Source organism: Microbacterium fluvii, assembly GCF_025515205.1.
GTDB lineage: Bacteria > Actinomycetota > Actinomycetes > Actinomycetales > Microbacteriaceae > Microbacterium > Microbacterium fluvii.
On the sequence record NZ_JAOPFX010000001.1, the window covers coordinates 932,052 to 947,641 of the forward strand.

The following is a 15,590-nucleotide window of genomic DNA, read 5'->3' on the forward strand; positions in this document are numbered from 1 at the left end:
GGTATTATTGCCTTCCATGGAAGATAAAGGACTCCGAGCGGTTCTCCTCACGGCGATCGCGCCGGTGGCGTGGGGGAGCACCTATGTCGTCACCCGCCAGCTTCTGCCGGCCGACGCGCCGCTGTGGGGCGGGGTGCTGCGGGCGCTGCCGGCCGGAGTGCTGCTGCTCGTGCTGTCCAGGCGCGTGCCTGCGGGCGCCTGGTGGTGGCGTGCGCCGATTCTCGGGGTGCTCAATGTGGGCGGCTTCTTCGTGCTGATCTATGTCGCCGGCCAGCGGCTGCCGTCGGGTCTGGCGTCGACGCTGATGTCGACGTCGGCGGCGTGCATGATGCTGTTCGCCTGGATGCTGCTGCGCCGGCGCCCCCGGGTCGCGACGGCGCTCGGAGCGCTCGTCGGACTGGCCGGCGTCGTCGTGATGTTCGGCGGGGATCCCGCCGGGTTCGACGCGTGGGGTGTCGCGGCCTCGCTCGGGGCGATGGTCGCCTCGTCGCTGGGGTTCGTGCTGACCGCCCGCTGGGGCGCTGACGTGCCTGCGCTGTCGATGGCCTCATGGCAGCTGATCGCGGGGGCACTCGTGCTGCTGCCGGTCGCGGTGCTCGTCGAAGGCGCGCCGCCCGAGCTCACGGCGCCGTCGGCGCTCGGCTTCGCCTACGTCACTCTCGTGGCCACGGCGCTCGCGTACGCCGTGTGGTTCTCGGGCCTGCGGACCCTGAGCCCGGGTGTCGTCGGCGTGATCGGGCTGCTCAATCCTGTGACGGGGGTCGTGCTGGGCGTCGCGCTGGCGGGGGAGGCGTTCGGCGTCGCGCAGGGGATCGGCGTGGCGCTCGTGCTGGGCGGGGTCGCGCTCGGGGCTCTGCCTCCGGCATCCGCTCGACGCGGAGTGTCGCAGGGGGAGGATATCTTCGATTCTCGACATGGTGTTCTTCGAACATCGGTTCTAAAATGTCGGGATGAGGGCGATCGTGCGAGAGCAGGCGGGCGCGGCGCGGCGTGATGCGCACGGCCGTGATGTGCACGGCGAGGTGCAGCGCCTGCGTGCCCAGCTCGAGCGGGTGCAGGGGCGCTCGCTCGATTCTCCCGTGCTTCCGGCACACCCTGCGCTGGCGGGGCTGCTGCCCGGTGGTGGGCTGCGCCCCGGCGCTGCCTACTCGCTCACGCCGTCGGCGACGCTGCTGACGGCACTGCTGGCTCCGGTCTCGCAGCAGGGCAGCTGGTGCGGTGCGGTGGGCGTGCCCGACTTCGGAACCGAGGCCGCCGAGCACGGCGGGGTCGAGCTGTCGCGGCTCGTGCTCGTGCCAGACCCCGGGGGGCGCTGGCTGGCGGTGACGGCGGCGATCGCCGAGGTGCTGCCGGTGGTCGCGGTGCGCCCGCCCTCGCGCGCGACCGACGGCGAGGTCGCGCGTCTTTCGGCGCGGCTGCGCGATCGGGGGGCCGTGCTGCTGGTGCAGGGGCCGTGGCCGCAGGCCGAGGCCGTGCTCGAGGTGGGGGCGCCGCAGTGGCAGGGGCTCGGGCAGGGGCACGGCTATGTCACGCAGCGCGAGGTCACCGTCACGGCGCGCTCCCGTCGATGGCCGACGCCCCGCAGAGAGCGGATGCTGCTGCCCGGCGCCGACGGCAGGCCCGTGGCGCTGCATCCCGCCCGCGCCGTGCGCCCGCAGGTCGAGCCGGTGCCGATGAGGGCGGTGGGGTGACGTGCGCCCCGACGCGCCGGTGCGCAGCATCGTGCTGTGGCTGCCCGACTGGCCGGTGATCGCCGTCACCCTCGACGGCGACGCCCCGCCCTCGTCCGACCGGCCGATCGCGGTGGTCGCCGGCAACGCCGTCGTGGCATGCTCGGCTGCCGCACGCGCCGAGGGGGTGCGCCGAGGCCAACGCCGACGCGACGCGCAGGCGCGCTGCCCCGGACTGCTCGTGGTGGCAGCCGACCCCGCCCGCGACCACCGCACCTTCGCTCCGCTGGTGGCCCGCATCGAAGAGCAGGCTCCGGGGGTGCAGCTGCTGCGCCCTGGGCTGTGCGCCGTGAAGGCCAGGGGGCCGGCGCGCTATCACGGCGGCGAGCACGCGGCGGCGCTCATGCTGCAGGGCCTCGTCGCCGACGTCGGCGATGCCCGCGCCGGCGTCGCCGACGGCCCGTTCACCGCCGAGCAGGCGGCGCGGGCGGCCACGAGCCGCGCCGAGCCGGTGTGCGTGGTGCCGGCCGGGGGAGCGGGCGGCTTTCTCGCGCCGCTGCCGGTGACGGTGCTCGGCGACGGCGCCGAGCCCGAGCTGCTCGCGCGGCTCGGGGTGCAGACGCTCGGCGCGTTCGCGGCGATGGACGCCGACCGCGTGCGCGAGCGCTTCGGCGACCGCGGCGCACGGCTGCACGCACTGGCCGGGGGGCTCGACTCGCAGCCTGTCGTGCCCCGAACGCCGCCGCCCGAGCTGCACCGCGAGATCGCGTTCGAGCCGCCGCTCGAGCTGGCGGAGCAGGTGGCGTTCGGCATCCGCATCGCCGCCGACGAGTTCATCGCGGGGCTCGGCGCCGCGGGCCTGGTGTGCACCGAGCTGCGGGTGGAGCTCGTCGGCGACCGGGGCGAGCGCAGCGACCGGGTGTGGCTGCATCCTGGATCGTTCGATGCCGCCGCCGTCGTCGACCGGGTGCGCTGGCAGCTGGCGGAGGACGCCGACCGGCGGGTGCTGCGCAGCGGGGTGTCGCTCGTGCGCATCGTGCCCGAGACGGTGGATGCGGCGTCGCACCATGCCCCCGCGATCTTCGGTCAGGGCACCGACGAGCGGGTGCACCACGCGCTCTCGCGGGTGCAGGCGATGCTCGGGCACCGCGGAGTGGCGACCCCGGTGATCGGCGGAGGGCGGTGGCTGGCCGAACGCCAGGTGCTGGTGCCGTGGGGCGACAGGGTCGTGCTCGCCAAGGAGCGCGCCCGGCCGTGGCCGGGGAGCCTGCCCGATCCGCTGCCGGGCACGGTGTTCGCCGTTCCCGTGCCGGTCGAGGTGGTCGACGGCGACGGCGACGGCGTGGCGGTGGGCGACCGTGACGCTCTCACGGCCGAGCCCGCGGTGCTGTGGGAGGGCGGCACGCGGCGGCAGGTCACCGCATGGGCGGGGCCGTGGCCGGTGATGGAGCGCACATGGGATGCCGCGCGCTCCCGCCGGGCGCACCGGTTCCAGGTCGTCGACGACGACGGCACCGCGTGGCTGCTGGTGTGCGAGAGCGGCCAGTGGCAGGCAGAGGGCAGGTACGACTGATGGGCTTCGACAACCCCTCGGTGCCGTGGGCCGAGATGGAGCGGCTGCTCAGCGACCGGCCGCGGCCGGTGGGCAAGGAGCCCGACGGCGGCGACGGTCCTGCGTTCTCGCGCAAGCGCGGGCCCTACACGCCGCCGGCGATCCAGCGCCCCGAGCATCCGGTTCCCTACGCCGAGCTGCACGCGCACTCGTCGTACTCGTTCCTCGATGGGGCCTCTTCGCCGGAGGAGCTCGCCGAAGAGGCCGAGCGACTGGGGCTGCATGCGCTCGCCGTCACCGACCACGACGGGTTCTATGGCATCGCCCGGTTCGCGGAGGCCGCCGAGCACCTGCAGGTGAAGACCGTGTTCGGCGCGGAGCTGTCGCTCGGGTTCGAGGATCGGTCCCCGAGCCCGTCGAGGGGCGGCGAGCCCGATCCCGTCGGCGCGCACCTGCTCGTGCTCGCACGGGGTGAGGAGGGCTACCATCGCCTGGCCGCCGCCCTCACCCACGCGCAGCTGACCGGCGCAGAGAAGGGGCGCCCGCGGTACGACCTCGACGAGCTCGCCCAGCGCGCCGACGGCCACTGGGCCGTGCTCACCGGCTGCCGCAAGGGCGCGGTGCGCCGCGCGCTCGCAGACGGGGGAGCGGATGCTGCCGCCACCGCCCTCGACCGGCTCGTCGACCTGTTCGGTCCCGCCGCCGTGCATGTCGAGCTGATCGACCACGGCGGCCCGCTCGACTCCCGGCACAACGACGTGCTCGCCGGTCTCGCCGCCGACCGCGGCCTGCCGGTGCTCGCGACGAACAACGTGCACTACGCGGTGCCCGAGCGCGCGCACCTGGCGGCCGCGATCGCGGCGGTGCGCGCGAACCGCGGGCTCGACGAGCTCGACGGGTGGCTGCCTGCCCATCACGGCGCGCACCTGCGCTCGGGCGCCGAGATGGCCGCGCGCTTCGCGCGCTATCGGGGCGCCGTCGCGCGCACCGTGACCCTCGCCGACGAGCTGGCCTTTCCGCTGCGGAGGGCCAAGCCCGCCCTGCCGAAGCAGAAGGTGCCCGAGGGGCACACGCCGATGTCGTGGCTGCGGCACCTGGTGTGGCAGGCGGTGCCGCGCAAGTATCCCGACCTCGCCGAGCGCGACCGCGCCCGCATAGAGCGCGAGCTCGAGGTGATCGAGATGAAGGACTTCCCCGGGTACTTTCTCATCGTCCACGGCATCGTGAAGCACGCGCGCGACCTCGGCATCCTCTGCCAGGGCAGGGGGTCGGCCGCCAACAGCGCCGTCTGCTACCTGCTCGACATCACCGCCGTCGATGCGATCGCCTACGACCTGCCCTTCGAGCGGTTTCTCTCGAGCCTGCGCGACGAAGAGCCCGACATCGACGTCGACTTCGACTCCGACCGCCGGGAGGAGGTGATCCAGTGGGTGTTCTCGACCTACGGCCGTGAGCGGGCGGCGCAGGTGGCCAACGTCATCCAATATCGGCCGAAGAACGCCGTGCGCGACATGGCCAAGGCCCTCGGCTACTCGCCTGGCCAGCAGGACGCCTGGTCGAAGGAGGTCGACCGGTGGGAGGGCTGGTCGCCGCCGGCGGGGGCAGAGGGCCACAGCATCCCCGATCAGGTCATCTCCTATGCCACCGAGCTGCTCAAGGCGCCGCGGCACCTGGGCATCCACTCCGGGGGCATGGTGCTCACCGAGCGGCCGGTCGGCGAGGTCGTGCCCATCGAGCATGCGCGCATGAAGGACCGCACGGTCATCCAGTGGGACAAAGACGACGCGGCCTGGATGGGTCTGGTGAAATTCGACCTGCTGGGCCTCGGCATGCTGGCGGCCCTGCAGTACTGCTTCGACCTCGTCGCGGGGGCGACGGGAGAGAGGTGGGAGCTCGCGACGATCCCCAAGGAGGAGGCGGCCGTCTACGACATGCTGTGCCGGGCCGATTCGATCGGGGTGTTCCAGGTGGAGTCGCGCGCGCAGATGGGCCTGCTGCCGCGCCTCCAGCCCCGGCGGTTCTACGACCTCGTGATCGAGATCGCCCTCATCAGACCAGGGCCGATCCAGGGCGGCGCCGTGCACCCGTACGTGCGCCGCAAGCTGGGGGACGAGAAGGTGACCTACGCCCACCCCAAGCTCGAGCCGGTGCTCGAGCGCACGCTCGGCATCCCCGTCTTCCAGGAGCAGCTCATGCAGATGGCGGTGGCCGTCGGCGACGTCAGCGGGGAGGACGCCGACCTGCTGCGGCGGGCGATGGGCTCCAAGCGCGGCATCGAGAAGATCGAGTCGCTGCGCGAGAAGCTCTACACCGGCATGGCGGCCAACGGCCTGGTGGGGGCTGCCGCCGACGACATCTACGCCAAGATCCAGGCGTTCGCCAACTTCGGCTTCGCCGAGAGCCACTCGCTGTCGTTCGCACTGCTCGTGTATGCCTCGTCGTGGCTCAAGCTGCACTACCCGGGGGCTTTTCTGGCGGGGCTGCTGCGCGCGCAGCCGATGGGGTTCTATTCGCCGGCGACCCTGACCGCCGATGCGCGCCGCCACGGCGTCGAGGTGCGCCGCCCCGACCTGCACGCCTCGGGGGTCGAGGCGGTGCTCGAGCCGGTGGCGGGGGAGGGACGGATGCGGCCGCCCACCGGCCGCGACGAGTGCGCCGCGCGCATCCAGCCCCCCGTGGCGCCCTTCGACCGCGGCGCGCCGGACGAGTCGGCGGCGCACCGCCGCGACGGGGAGTTCGCGGTGCGGCTCGGGCTCGCCGCGGTCAAGGGCGTCGGCGTGCCGCTGGCGACCCGCATCGTGACCGAACGCGACGCGCACGGCCCCTACCGGGACCTGCGCGACCTCGTGCGCCGCACCGACGCGGCCGCCGCGCAGCTGGAGGCGCTCGCGACCGCCGGGGCGTTCGAGTGCCTCGGGCTCAGCCGCCGCGAGGCGATCTGGCTGTCGGGCTCTGCCGCGCAGGACCGCGCGCAGTACCTGCCCGACTCGCTCGTCGCGGTGCAGCCGCCGCTGTTCGGCGACCAGACCAGCTACGACGTGCTCGCCGCAGACCTGTGGGCCACCGGCATCTCGACCGACGACCACCCGCTGACCCACTACCGCGCGCCGCTCGATGCCAGGGGAGTGCTCACCTCGACCGAGCTGCGCACCCACGACACCGGCAGGCGCATCGAGGTCGCGGGGCTGGTGACCCACCGGCAGCGGCCGGCGACAGCATCCGGAGTCACGTTCCTCAACCTCGAAGACGAGCACGGCGTGGTGAACGTGATCTGCTCGGTGGGGGTGTGGAACCGCTACCGCCGCGTCGTGCGCGACGCGCCGGCGCTGATCGTGCGGGGGATGCTGGAGCGCTCGCCCGAGGGCGTGACCAATGTGCTGGCCGATGCGTTCGAAGACCTGCGGGTGGGGGTGCAGCATCGCTCGCGCGATTTCCGCTGAACCCGTGCCGCGTGCACGAGACCCATAGGCGGGCTCGGTTAGGGTGGGGCCAGTGAGTTCCGTCGGGCGCCGAATCCCCCAGGCCGCCCCACCCGAGACGAGACGAGCCCGGAGGCGACGCTTCCGCGAGTTGAGCAGACGTCGCCGCCGGCGACTGACGATCACGACCGCGGTGAGCCTGGTCACCGTCATCGTGTTCGCCGTGGTGGTGGGCGGTGCCTCGGCGCGCACGCGCACGGCCGACAGCTTCGCGGCCGCCTCGGCCGACCTCACCCAGGCGGTCGACCAGACGCCGCTGAGCGACCTCGAGAGCGCCGTCGCCGGTGCCGAGGGCGCCCTGGCCGTCGGCAGCGACCTGGCCTCCGCCGACGTCACCGCGGCGTACACCGAGGCGCACGACGAGGCCGCGGCGACGCTGACGGCGGCGACCGGTGCGCTGCAGGCCGCGCAGGCGGCCGCATCCGCCTCCGCATCTGAGTCGACGACCGACGATCTGCTCGCGCGCCTTGACGAGTTCCGCACGGCCGCCGCCGACGCGCAGGAGCAGTTCGATGCGCTGGTGGCGGTGCGAGAGCAGTTCACCGCCGACGTCATCGCCGGGGGAGAAGCGGTGCTCGGCGACTACGCCGACGCCGAGAAGTCCACCGAAGACGCGCTGCACACGGCGCTGCAGGAGGTCGAGGGTGCCACCGGCGCGCCGCTCGGCGATGCGGTGGCGCAGGCGACGCAGGCGGCGGCCGCGGTGCGCTCGTCGGCGAAGGACTATCGCGCCGAGATCGCCGCGCAGGCGAGCGGCCAGCCCACCGGCGGCGATGTCGATGCGCAGATCGACTACCTGCTCGAATACGCGACCGACTACAACACCGCCGAGTGGGGCGACTACAACTCCTCGGGCGGCGACTGCGTCAACTTCACGAGCCAGGGTCTGCTCGCCCGCGGCTGGCAGATGGACGGCACCTGGTCGTCGACGGGGCCGGGGGGCGCCTCGAAGGCGTGGATCCTCACGCCCACGATGGACGAGTACCTGCAGTCGCTCGGGTTCGTCTCGCACGACCAGGACGACCTCGATCGGGTGCGCGTGGGAGACGTCGGGATCTTCGACTGGGGCGAGAACGGCTGGGGTCGAGACCACACGATGACCGTCTCGAAGATCGAGTACACGACGGAGGGGCCGGTGATCTACTTCGCCAGCCACAACTCCGACGGCCAGTATCGCGAGCTGATGACGGCGCTGTACGAAGAGCACTCCGACTCGACGGTGAAGATCTACTCGATCCCCTGAGTGCCCTTCACGGGGCGCACGCCGCCGCCTAGCGTGGAGTGATGGCACAGAACGTCGCAGAACTGTTCATCGACACCCTCGTCACGGCCGGGGTGCAGCGCGTGTGGGGGCTGCCGGGAGATTCGCTCAACGCCTTCACCGATGCGCTTCGGCGCGACGGGAGGCTGCGGTGGATGCACATGCGGCACGAAGAGGCGGCGGCCTTCGCCGCCGGCGCCGAGGCCGAGCTGACCGGCGAACTGGCGGTGGTGGCCGGCAGCTGCGGGCCGGGCAGCCTGCACTTCATCAACGGCCTGTTCGACGCGCAGCGCTCGCGGGTGCCGGTGCTGGCGATCGCCAGCCACATCCCGTCGGCCGAGATCGGCAGCGGGTATTTCCAAGAGACGCATCCGCAGGAGCTCTTCCGCGAGTGCAGCGTGTATTCCGAGCTCGTCGGCGATCCGTCGCAGCTGCCGTGGGTGCTGGAAGCGGCGATGCGCGCGGCCGTCGAGCAGCGCGGTGTCGCCGTCGTCGTCGTGCCGGGTGACGTGTTCTTCGCCGAGGCGCCGGGCCGCCGGGCCTCCGCGCCGATCCGTGCGGCCGCACCGCACATCCTCCCCGGTCACGAAGAGCTGCAGCGGGCCGTCGCGCTCCTCGACGGCGCGAAGAAGGTCACGATCCTCGCGGGGGCGGGGGCGGCCGGCGCGCACGACGCCGTGATCGGGCTGGCCGAAGTGCTGCAGGCGCCGATCGTGCACGCGTTCCGCGGCAAGGAGCACGTCGAGTGGAACAACCCCTACGACGTCGGCATGACGGGCCTGCTCGGCTTCGCGTCGGGCTATCGCGCGATGGAGAAGTGCGACGTGCTGCTGATCCTCGGCAGCGATTTCCCGTATCGGCAGTTCTATCCGGGCAAGGCCAAGATCATCCAGGTCGACATCCGCGGCGCCCAGTTGGGCCGCCGTACGCCCATCGATGTCGGGCTGGTCGGCGATGTGAAGGCGACGGCATCCGCTCTCATCTCGCTGCTGCGCGGGGGCCGCGACGACAAGCACCTGCGCGATGCCGTCAAGCACTACGAGAAGACCCGGCGCGATCTCGACGCTCTGGCCGTCGACGACGGCAAAGAGCCGATCCACCCGCAGTACGTCGCGAAGCTCATCGACGAGCTCGCCGCAGACGACGCCGTGTTCACGGTCGATGTGGGAACGCCGGTGATCTGGGCGGCGCGCTACCTGCACATGACCGAGGGGCGCCGGCTTCTGGGCTCGTTCGTGCACGGCTCGATGGCCAACGCGATGCCGCAGGCGCTGGGCGCGCAGGGCGTCGACCGGTCGCGGCAGGTGATCTCGCTGTCGGGCGACGGCGGCCTGTCGATGCTGATGGGCGATCTCATCTCGATCACGCAGAACGACCTGCCGGTGAAGATCGTCGTGTTCGACAACTCGGCGCTCGGCTTCGTCGAGGTCGAGATGAAGGCGGCGGGCATCGTCAACTTCGGCACCGATCTGAAGAACCCCGATTTCGCCGCCGTGGCGCAGGCGATGGGCATCACGGGCATCCGGGTCGAGAAGCCGGGGGAGCTCCGAGGAGCGCTCGAGCGGGCTTTCGCCGATCCTGGGCCGGTGCTCGTCGATGTGGTCGTCGCGCGCGAAGAGCTGTCGATTCCGCCGTCGATTACCGTCGAGCAGGCCAAGGGCTTCTCGCTGTGGGCACTGCGCACCGTGATGTCTGGCCGAGGCGACGAGCTGCTCGACCTCGCCGACACGAACGTGTGGCGGAGGGTATTCAAGTAGCGGATGCTGAGAAGGGCCCCGGGCTGTTGCTCCGGGGCCCTTCTCTGCGGGCGGGTCAGCCCTGGTTCGCGAGGGCGAAGCGCACGCTGCCGCTGTCGTCGAGCTGCGCGTCGAGCACGCGCTCGTCGAGCACGGTCGCGGCGACCTGATCGAGGAACACCTTGGCGCCGGCGCCTTCGATCACGACGTCGTCGGGCTCGGGCGCCGGGGCGACGCTGATCTCGAAGCCGGTGTCGGGGCCGGTGTCGCGGATGCGCACACCGCCGTCCTGAGCCTGCGGAACGCGGGCGACGATCGTCTTGACGGCCTCGGCGGCCGTGTCGGTCATCGTGAGCATGGTGCTCTCCTTCCGGTTGGTCTTGCGGACATCGGAGTCGGCCACGATTCCGAGATCCGCCGCCGGATGCAAGCGCATCCCGCCCGTTCACACCGGATACGGAGGTTGCGGGTCGACCGGCTTCGCCCCGGTAGACTCGACGGGCCTGCCTCTGTAGCTCAATGGAAGAGCAGCTCCGTCCTAAGGAGAGGGTTGGGGGTTCGAGTCCCTCCAGGGGCACTTTCTCTTCGCCGTTGCGTGTTGCGGGTGGATGCTGCCGGCGCCGGTGACTCGTCGGGGGTCGGGCTTCATTGCGGCCACCACTCGGGCGAGTTGGGTGCGCGTAGAGCGCACGCTCATCGTGTTTCGGCGCGGGCGGGGTTCTCGGGCGCCGGGTCCGCAGGGGCCGGCGCTGGTGTGTCGCGCGGCGCTGAGCGTCCGTTTCAGGACCGGTTTGAGGGCGGCCCTCACCAGCGTTGGCTGCTTGCCGATGCTGGCCACGTAATCTACGGGCTACCCCGGGCTCACAGCCGGCGACGGTCACCGATGCTTGCGTCTGTTGACGTCTGAGGTGAGCGCGAAACCGCTCCCCGATTGCATTCGCTAGGGCGTCCACGCCGTCTCGTTAGCGCGGGGCCGGCTCGCACCTTCGCTCCGCGTAGCAAGTTGAAGTCGAGCGTGACTGCCGAAGAAGTCCCGCCATCGCTGGCGGACCGCCGGATCAATCAGCGCGTCGCCGATAAAGGCGTTGCTAGCGCCGGATTCCACGTCAATCGCGTTCCAGCCGCCCTCAGACTCAGCGAAGCGGTATGCAAGTTGGGAAAAGGAGGGATTGTCATAGATGACGCTCGCGTCCGACCGGCGGGCGAACGGATTGCCGGAGACGTCGCTCTTTGCACTACCGCCGGCAAATCGTGAGTCACGGAACTGTAGACGAAGGTCATCTATCTCCGCCTTCAGGGCATTGGTCACTCGTCGTTTCTGGTCGCTCGGGTAAATCGCCTCGACGTAGCTGAAGTCGACCTTCCTGCCATCCACATGGTGAATGACAAATCCAATTGAGTCGCTCGAGACAGTCTGCCCTGGAGTGCCGGCCATCTGCTCGATCGTGAAGAAGTCGATCCCAGACCCCGTCTTTTCCGCCGAGTGAGGATGGATGGCGACGAGACCACTCAGTACCGCAATGTGGTCCGGGTTCGTGACGCGAGCTCCAACCGAGTATCCGCTGTGGCGCAAGATCTGCAGGCACTCGGTCTCAGCCGCAATACGGGTGGGCCATTGACGCGTCGGGGTCACTACGGGAATTGGCACCATCGTCTCCGGGAAGGGTTTCGCGGATATTGCAGAGGACGCATCTGCGACGCGAAGACCCGAACCTGGGCGGATCCGCGTGCGGCGATGGCTCGCAGTCTAGCGACTCATCGGACTCAGGCGGCCCAACCATGAGCACTCGTGGCGAGAGCGCTCCCGACGCTGAGGACCCCAGGGACTCTGCTACGGCTTTCGCTTTTGTGACTGCAGTGCTCGATACTCGGTCCAGACATCTTCAATGCCGCGATCCTGTACAAGGGCCCGAATGCGGTCGATCGACTTCTGCGAGTAGCGCTGGAACACAGAGCGCCCAATCTTGAAGGCCTTCGAGCAGTCGAGATCTTCCTTCAAGCCTAGGACCGCGATCGCAGCGGTCGTCTTGATCGGTGAGAGCTTGAGCTTTCCCGCGAGATCGCTGTGAGAAAGATTGTAGAAGCCGAGCTCATCCACCCGCTTCACTGCGATAACACCACCGGCAGAAGTTCCCTCAGGAACTAGGTGAACAGGAATCCCTTCATTCTTCGTGATGCGCAGGCTGACATCCGCCCCTTCGCCGTCGGAGTTGAACGACACTGCTGAGATGCCTGGAAAGAGATCGTCGAAGGTCGAGCCGGACACCAGCTTCTGGCCAAGCTGCGACAATTGCCTCTCGCTCGGCTGAATGAACTCACCCTCGAGCGCTCCGTTCACGATCGCGAGCCCGCGAAGCTTGGCAGCGGCTTCGGCGTGGCGTCTGCGGCCAGGCGCAAGCAGGCGCCGCACCTCCTCGACCTCTTCAGCAAACATTGAGATAGGGTCGATCGGCGCAACAGTCGAGATGGGTAATGCGCGCTCCGGGAGCATCGTGGCCAAGTTCTCGCCAAACACAGCTCGGAGGAGGTCGCGGAATAGTGTGACCCCAGACTGCGCGTGGATGTAAAGCTGGCCCTCCGAGAGCTCTAGGAGGTGGTGCTGAGCGGCATCCCGCAGCCCGTTGATCGTCTGCAGGACTAGCGCCTGCTCATCGGTCAGGAATCGCTCGGTGGAGAGTCCGCGACGAACACACGCGTCGAACCCAATAGTGTTTACCTCGCGCGGTTCACGAATACGTCCCCCCTCGTTGAGGATCGCGGATTTGAGCAGCATCTCGAAAGCGTGGTCCATCAGGATCAATACCGACTCGACCCGGCCGACATCCGACAGTCGATTGAAGTGATCTATGGACAGCAGAAGTGACGCGACAGCCTTCGCTTTCAGTAGACGAGCTTCCTTCTTCACTGACACCCCTTTCCCATCAGCGAAGAATCTCGCTCCAACCTCTCGAGCGGTAACTTACCGAGCTTGGGGACCATCGCGTCGTTGAATCGCGCGCCGGGCGACGAACGCGGGTGGACGAGGACCCGAGGCCACTCGACGCGGCGCAATAACTCACCGCCACACGATCCTTCGGCCGAGCAGTGACATCCAGTCGGCAGCTGATCTCCTGCAAACGCGACTTCTCCCATCTGTGCGTTGAGGGACCGAGAGCGCACCTGCGGATTCGGACGGCACGAACCGGTCCCTCATTGGGGCGCTGCCCGTATGAGGATCCAGTCGATTCCATGCCACAGGATGAGGTCATGACACGAATGGACGGCTGGGTCTCGCACAAACTGACCCGCGAAGAGGTCATGCCTTGGATCGAGGCCGCACAGGCGGCGCGCATCGACTCCTATGTGTTCGACCGACTGCCCGCACCCCTAGAGGGGTCGTTCTTCGACAAGCCTGAGCTCGAACAGATGATGAATTGGTGCGCCGCACTCATCGAGGCCGGTCTCTCACACATGCTGACGTGGGCCGACTACGCCGTTCCGCTCAAGTCCCATCCCGAGGCACAGATCGCCCATCAGCTTCGACCTGCGTTCACGCTAGCTAGAGCGTCGATGGAGTGCGCCGCGCAAGCACTCTGGATTCTCGGTGCCCCCGACGATCCGGAGTCCGGCCGCCGATACTTGACGCTGGGCATCTGGGACCTGGACGAGCAAGCAAAGGCGGCGACCAGTGCCGAGCAGAAGGCCGACCTCCGCGCCGAGCGAGATGCATGCCTAAAGGTTCTAGGTCTCACGTTAAAGACGTTCCCTCGGCCGCTCTACGTAAGCCTGATACGTTCGGCAGCCGACTTCGTGCCGGATCAAGAGACTGGCGAGTCAATGACGGCTGACCGGATCGAACGAGTCTGGCGGACGGCCGCGGGAGCCGCGCATGGAAAGGTCTGGCCGCACGTGGAAATAGCGTCCACCGAATCCGCCGAGCCGAGCATCAACGCAATATCCGAAGTGCTGACCGTCGCCAAGATGATGACGAGCGCGGCCGTGCTGCTCTATGGGATGCGATGTGGGCTGGACGAGCAGTTGTCGGAACTGCATCAAGAGGGCTGTGTGCACGTCGCGACGACTATGACACCCATCGACGGCAAGACGATTCGGCCGGAGGACGTGCCTGATTTCCGGTGACCCGCCAGCCGATCGGCGGCGAGTACACCGCACTACGGTGGCAGGGTGGCGAAGAGGGCAGCGAGCGACGAACACTACGTGCTTGACCTGTGCGATGAGATCCTCGGAGCGACAGGACTCCGGCAAGCCCGGTTCGATTAGCTCCGTGGAGACGTGTCGCCTTCGTCGGGGCGTTCAGCCCGACTACCAGTCGATGGATACTGGCCGGCGAACGAGCTGGTGGTGGAGTTCCAGGAGAAGCAGCACACCGAGTCGGTCCCGATCTTCGACCGGCGAGCGACGGTATCTGGCATTCCTCGTGGAGAGCAGCGGAGACTCTATGACCAGCGCAAGGCTGAACTGATTCCGGCTTACGGCCTCCGACTTGTCGTGATTCACAAGAGCGAGTTCGAGGTGCGGCGCGACCGAATCGTTCGTGATCGGGATCGTGACATAGCGGTGGTCCGACGCCGACTGGAGTCATAACTGCACCGAGCGGCACGCATGCGTCCCTCATCCGAGCGGTGCCCGTATGGGGATCCTTCGTCGGGCTGTCACTTCCGACACCGCCAGCGAGCTCACCGGAACCAGGACGGGCCGGTGTCGATCCGAGTCCCGGACTCCGACGGGAAACTCTCGCCGATGCTCTTGGGAGTCGGAAGGTGTCCCCCGCGGGGTCACGTGGGGGTCACTCGAGTGCATCACCCTGTCCGTGCAGGTCGGGGTAGCGCACTGCCGACGCGGAGCGGCTTCCGCGTCGTTCCGCGGCTGGAAGCCCTATTGGGTGCAACCACCCCGCACAGGTGGTGTACCCGCCGCGAACTGGGCACTCAGCCCTGTTCGCGCGGAGTTTCCTCGCGGCTGAAAGAGTCAACGCTTCGGCCCCTCAACTCGACCGCGAAAGTGAATTGCCCGAGTCGCTGCGCAAAGGCGTCGAGGTCGCCGTTCGCCTCGACCGTGGTCAGGAGCCCCCGCGACGGATGCTGAACAACGACGACCGAGTCCAGCTCCGTGTCGCAATCGAGTGCGACGCCGCGCACAACGTCTTCGATCTCCCGCATCGTCAGTGCCGGTTTGAAAATCTTTCCGACTGTCGTCATGGGCAATTCATCCACGATGTGCACAGCCTTCGGCCGCGCGGCGCGCTCGCCGACCCTCGATGAGGCGAAGGTCGCCAGATCGGATTCCGATACCGTGGCGCCCGGGCGAAGCTGGACGTACGCGACGGGAACTTCTCCGGCATGCCAGTCAGGGCGGCCGATCGCGGCCGCCAACGCGACGTCGGGGTGCTGCTGTAGCGCATCCTCGATGATGCGGGGGTCGATGTTGTGACCGCCTCGGATGATCAGTTCCTTCTTCCGGCCGGTGAGCCAGAAGTATCCGTCGGCGTCCTGTCGGGCGGTATCGCCCGTATTGAACCATCGTGCTCCGTCGACGTCGACCCAGATGCCTTGGTTGTGTGCGTCGTCTACGTACCCGACGAAGACGTTAGGTCCGTCGAGCAACACCACGCCTACTTCGTCGACGTCGGCGAAGCGAACAAACGAACCGTCTTCGAGGATGGCGGTGCGCATCTGCTCACTGCTGCGTTCGATGCCGCACGGATGGATGGCGACCTCCCGGCTCATCGAGACCCTCGAACCGAGGCGATGCTGCTGGTGGCTCTGTGGGACGGTCTGCAGATTCAATGGCTGTACGCTCGCGACGCCGTAGACATCGAGGCCGCTCTTGCCGATCACTTGGAGGACGTGCTTCCCTCTCAGCTGTAGACGCGACAACGGGTCGACCGAGTAC

12 protein-coding genes and 1 tRNA gene are annotated in these 15,590 nt (G+C 68.9%); 9 read left to right on the forward strand and 4 right to left on the reverse strand.

Going from position 1 to position 15,590, the window contains the following annotated elements:
• Nucleotides 1-16 precede the first annotated feature (16 nt).
• From OAW74_RS04210 to poxB, 6 genes are all read left to right on the forward strand, one after another.
• Nucleotides 17-994 (forward strand): DMT family transporter, encoded by a 978-nt coding sequence (locus tag OAW74_RS04210; RefSeq protein ID WP_262873078.1) that lies wholly within the window; start codon nt 17-19, stop codon nt 992-994.
• Nucleotides 951-1,691: a hypothetical protein gene (locus OAW74_RS04215; RefSeq protein ID WP_262873079.1), complete on the forward strand. Its 741-nt coding sequence runs from the start codon at nt 951-953 to the stop codon at nt 1,689-1,691. Before OAW74_RS04210 ends, OAW74_RS04215 begins: the two co-directional genes overlap by 44 nt.
• A 1-nt stretch (nt 1,692) precedes the next feature.
• Nucleotides 1,693-3,243, forward strand: coding sequence for a DNA polymerase Y family protein (locus OAW74_RS04220; RefSeq protein ID WP_262873080.1), 1,551 nt, complete (start codon nt 1,693-1,695; stop codon nt 3,241-3,243).
• Nucleotides 3,243-6,662, forward strand: coding sequence for an error-prone DNA polymerase (locus tag OAW74_RS04225; RefSeq protein ID WP_262873081.1), 3,420 nt, complete (start codon nt 3,243-3,245; stop codon nt 6,660-6,662). The genes OAW74_RS04220 and OAW74_RS04225 overlap by 1 nt, the downstream gene beginning before the upstream one ends.
• Before the next feature lie 130 nt (nt 6,663-6,792).
• On the forward strand, nt 6,793-7,944 hold the full coding sequence (locus OAW74_RS04230) for an amidase domain-containing protein (RefSeq protein WP_262873082.1): 1,152 nt from the start codon (nt 6,793-6,795) through the stop codon (nt 7,942-7,944).
• A gap of 41 nt (nt 7,945-7,985) precedes the next feature.
• Nucleotides 7,986-9,719: a ubiquinone-dependent pyruvate dehydrogenase gene (poxB, locus tag OAW74_RS04235; RefSeq protein ID WP_262873083.1), complete on the forward strand. Its 1,734-nt coding sequence runs from the start codon at nt 7,986-7,988 to the stop codon at nt 9,717-9,719.
• A gap of 55 nt (nt 9,720-9,774) precedes the next feature.
• On the opposite strand, the gene OAW74_RS04240 is transcribed toward poxB, so the two are convergent.
• Nucleotides 9,775-10,056 (reverse strand): Fe-S cluster assembly protein HesB, encoded by a 282-nt coding sequence (locus OAW74_RS04240; RefSeq protein WP_262873084.1) that lies wholly within the window; start codon nt 10,054-10,056, stop codon nt 9,775-9,777.
• Nucleotides 10,057-10,203: 147 nt separating this feature from the next.
• Here OAW74_RS04240 and OAW74_RS04245 point away from each other — a divergent pair.
• Nucleotides 10,204-10,275: transfer RNA gene (locus tag OAW74_RS04245), tRNA-Arg, on the forward strand.
• Between the two features lie 363 nt (nt 10,276-10,638).
• On the opposite strand, the gene OAW74_RS04250 is transcribed toward OAW74_RS04245, so the two are convergent.
• A complete protein-coding gene (locus OAW74_RS04250; RefSeq protein WP_262873085.1) occupies nt 10,639-11,331 on the reverse strand; it encodes a DCL family protein in 693 nt (230 codons plus the stop codon).
• 198 nt (nt 11,332-11,529) lie between these two features.
• On the reverse strand, nt 11,530-12,603 hold the full coding sequence (locus OAW74_RS04255) for a DUF3644 domain-containing protein (protein WP_262873086.1): 1,074 nt from the start codon (nt 12,601-12,603) through the stop codon (nt 11,530-11,532).
• A 341-nt stretch (nt 12,604-12,944) separates the two neighbouring features.
• On the opposite strand from OAW74_RS04255, the gene OAW74_RS04260 reads away from it, so the two are divergent.
• Nucleotides 12,945-13,817, forward strand: a complete 873-nt coding sequence (locus OAW74_RS04260; RefSeq protein WP_262873087.1) for a hypothetical protein — start codon at nt 12,945-12,947, stop codon at nt 13,815-13,817.
• Between the two features lie 809 nt (nt 13,818-14,626).
• Here OAW74_RS04260 and OAW74_RS04265 read toward each other — a convergent pair.
• The gene (locus OAW74_RS04265; protein ID WP_316250203.1) at nt 14,627-15,424 is read right to left on the reverse strand and encodes an AMP-binding enzyme; all 798 of its coding nucleotides are present in this window, start codon (nt 15,422-15,424) and stop codon (nt 14,627-14,629) included.
• Here OAW74_RS04265 and OAW74_RS04270 point away from each other — a divergent pair.
• The gene (locus OAW74_RS04270) at nt 15,401-15,565 is read left to right on the forward strand and encodes a TetR family transcriptional regulator C-terminal domain-containing protein (protein WP_262873088.1); all 165 of its coding nucleotides are present in this window, start codon (nt 15,401-15,403) and stop codon (nt 15,563-15,565) included. The two genes, OAW74_RS04265 and OAW74_RS04270, sit on opposite strands and share 24 nt — an antisense overlap.
• Nucleotides 15,566-15,590 lie beyond the last annotated feature (25 nt).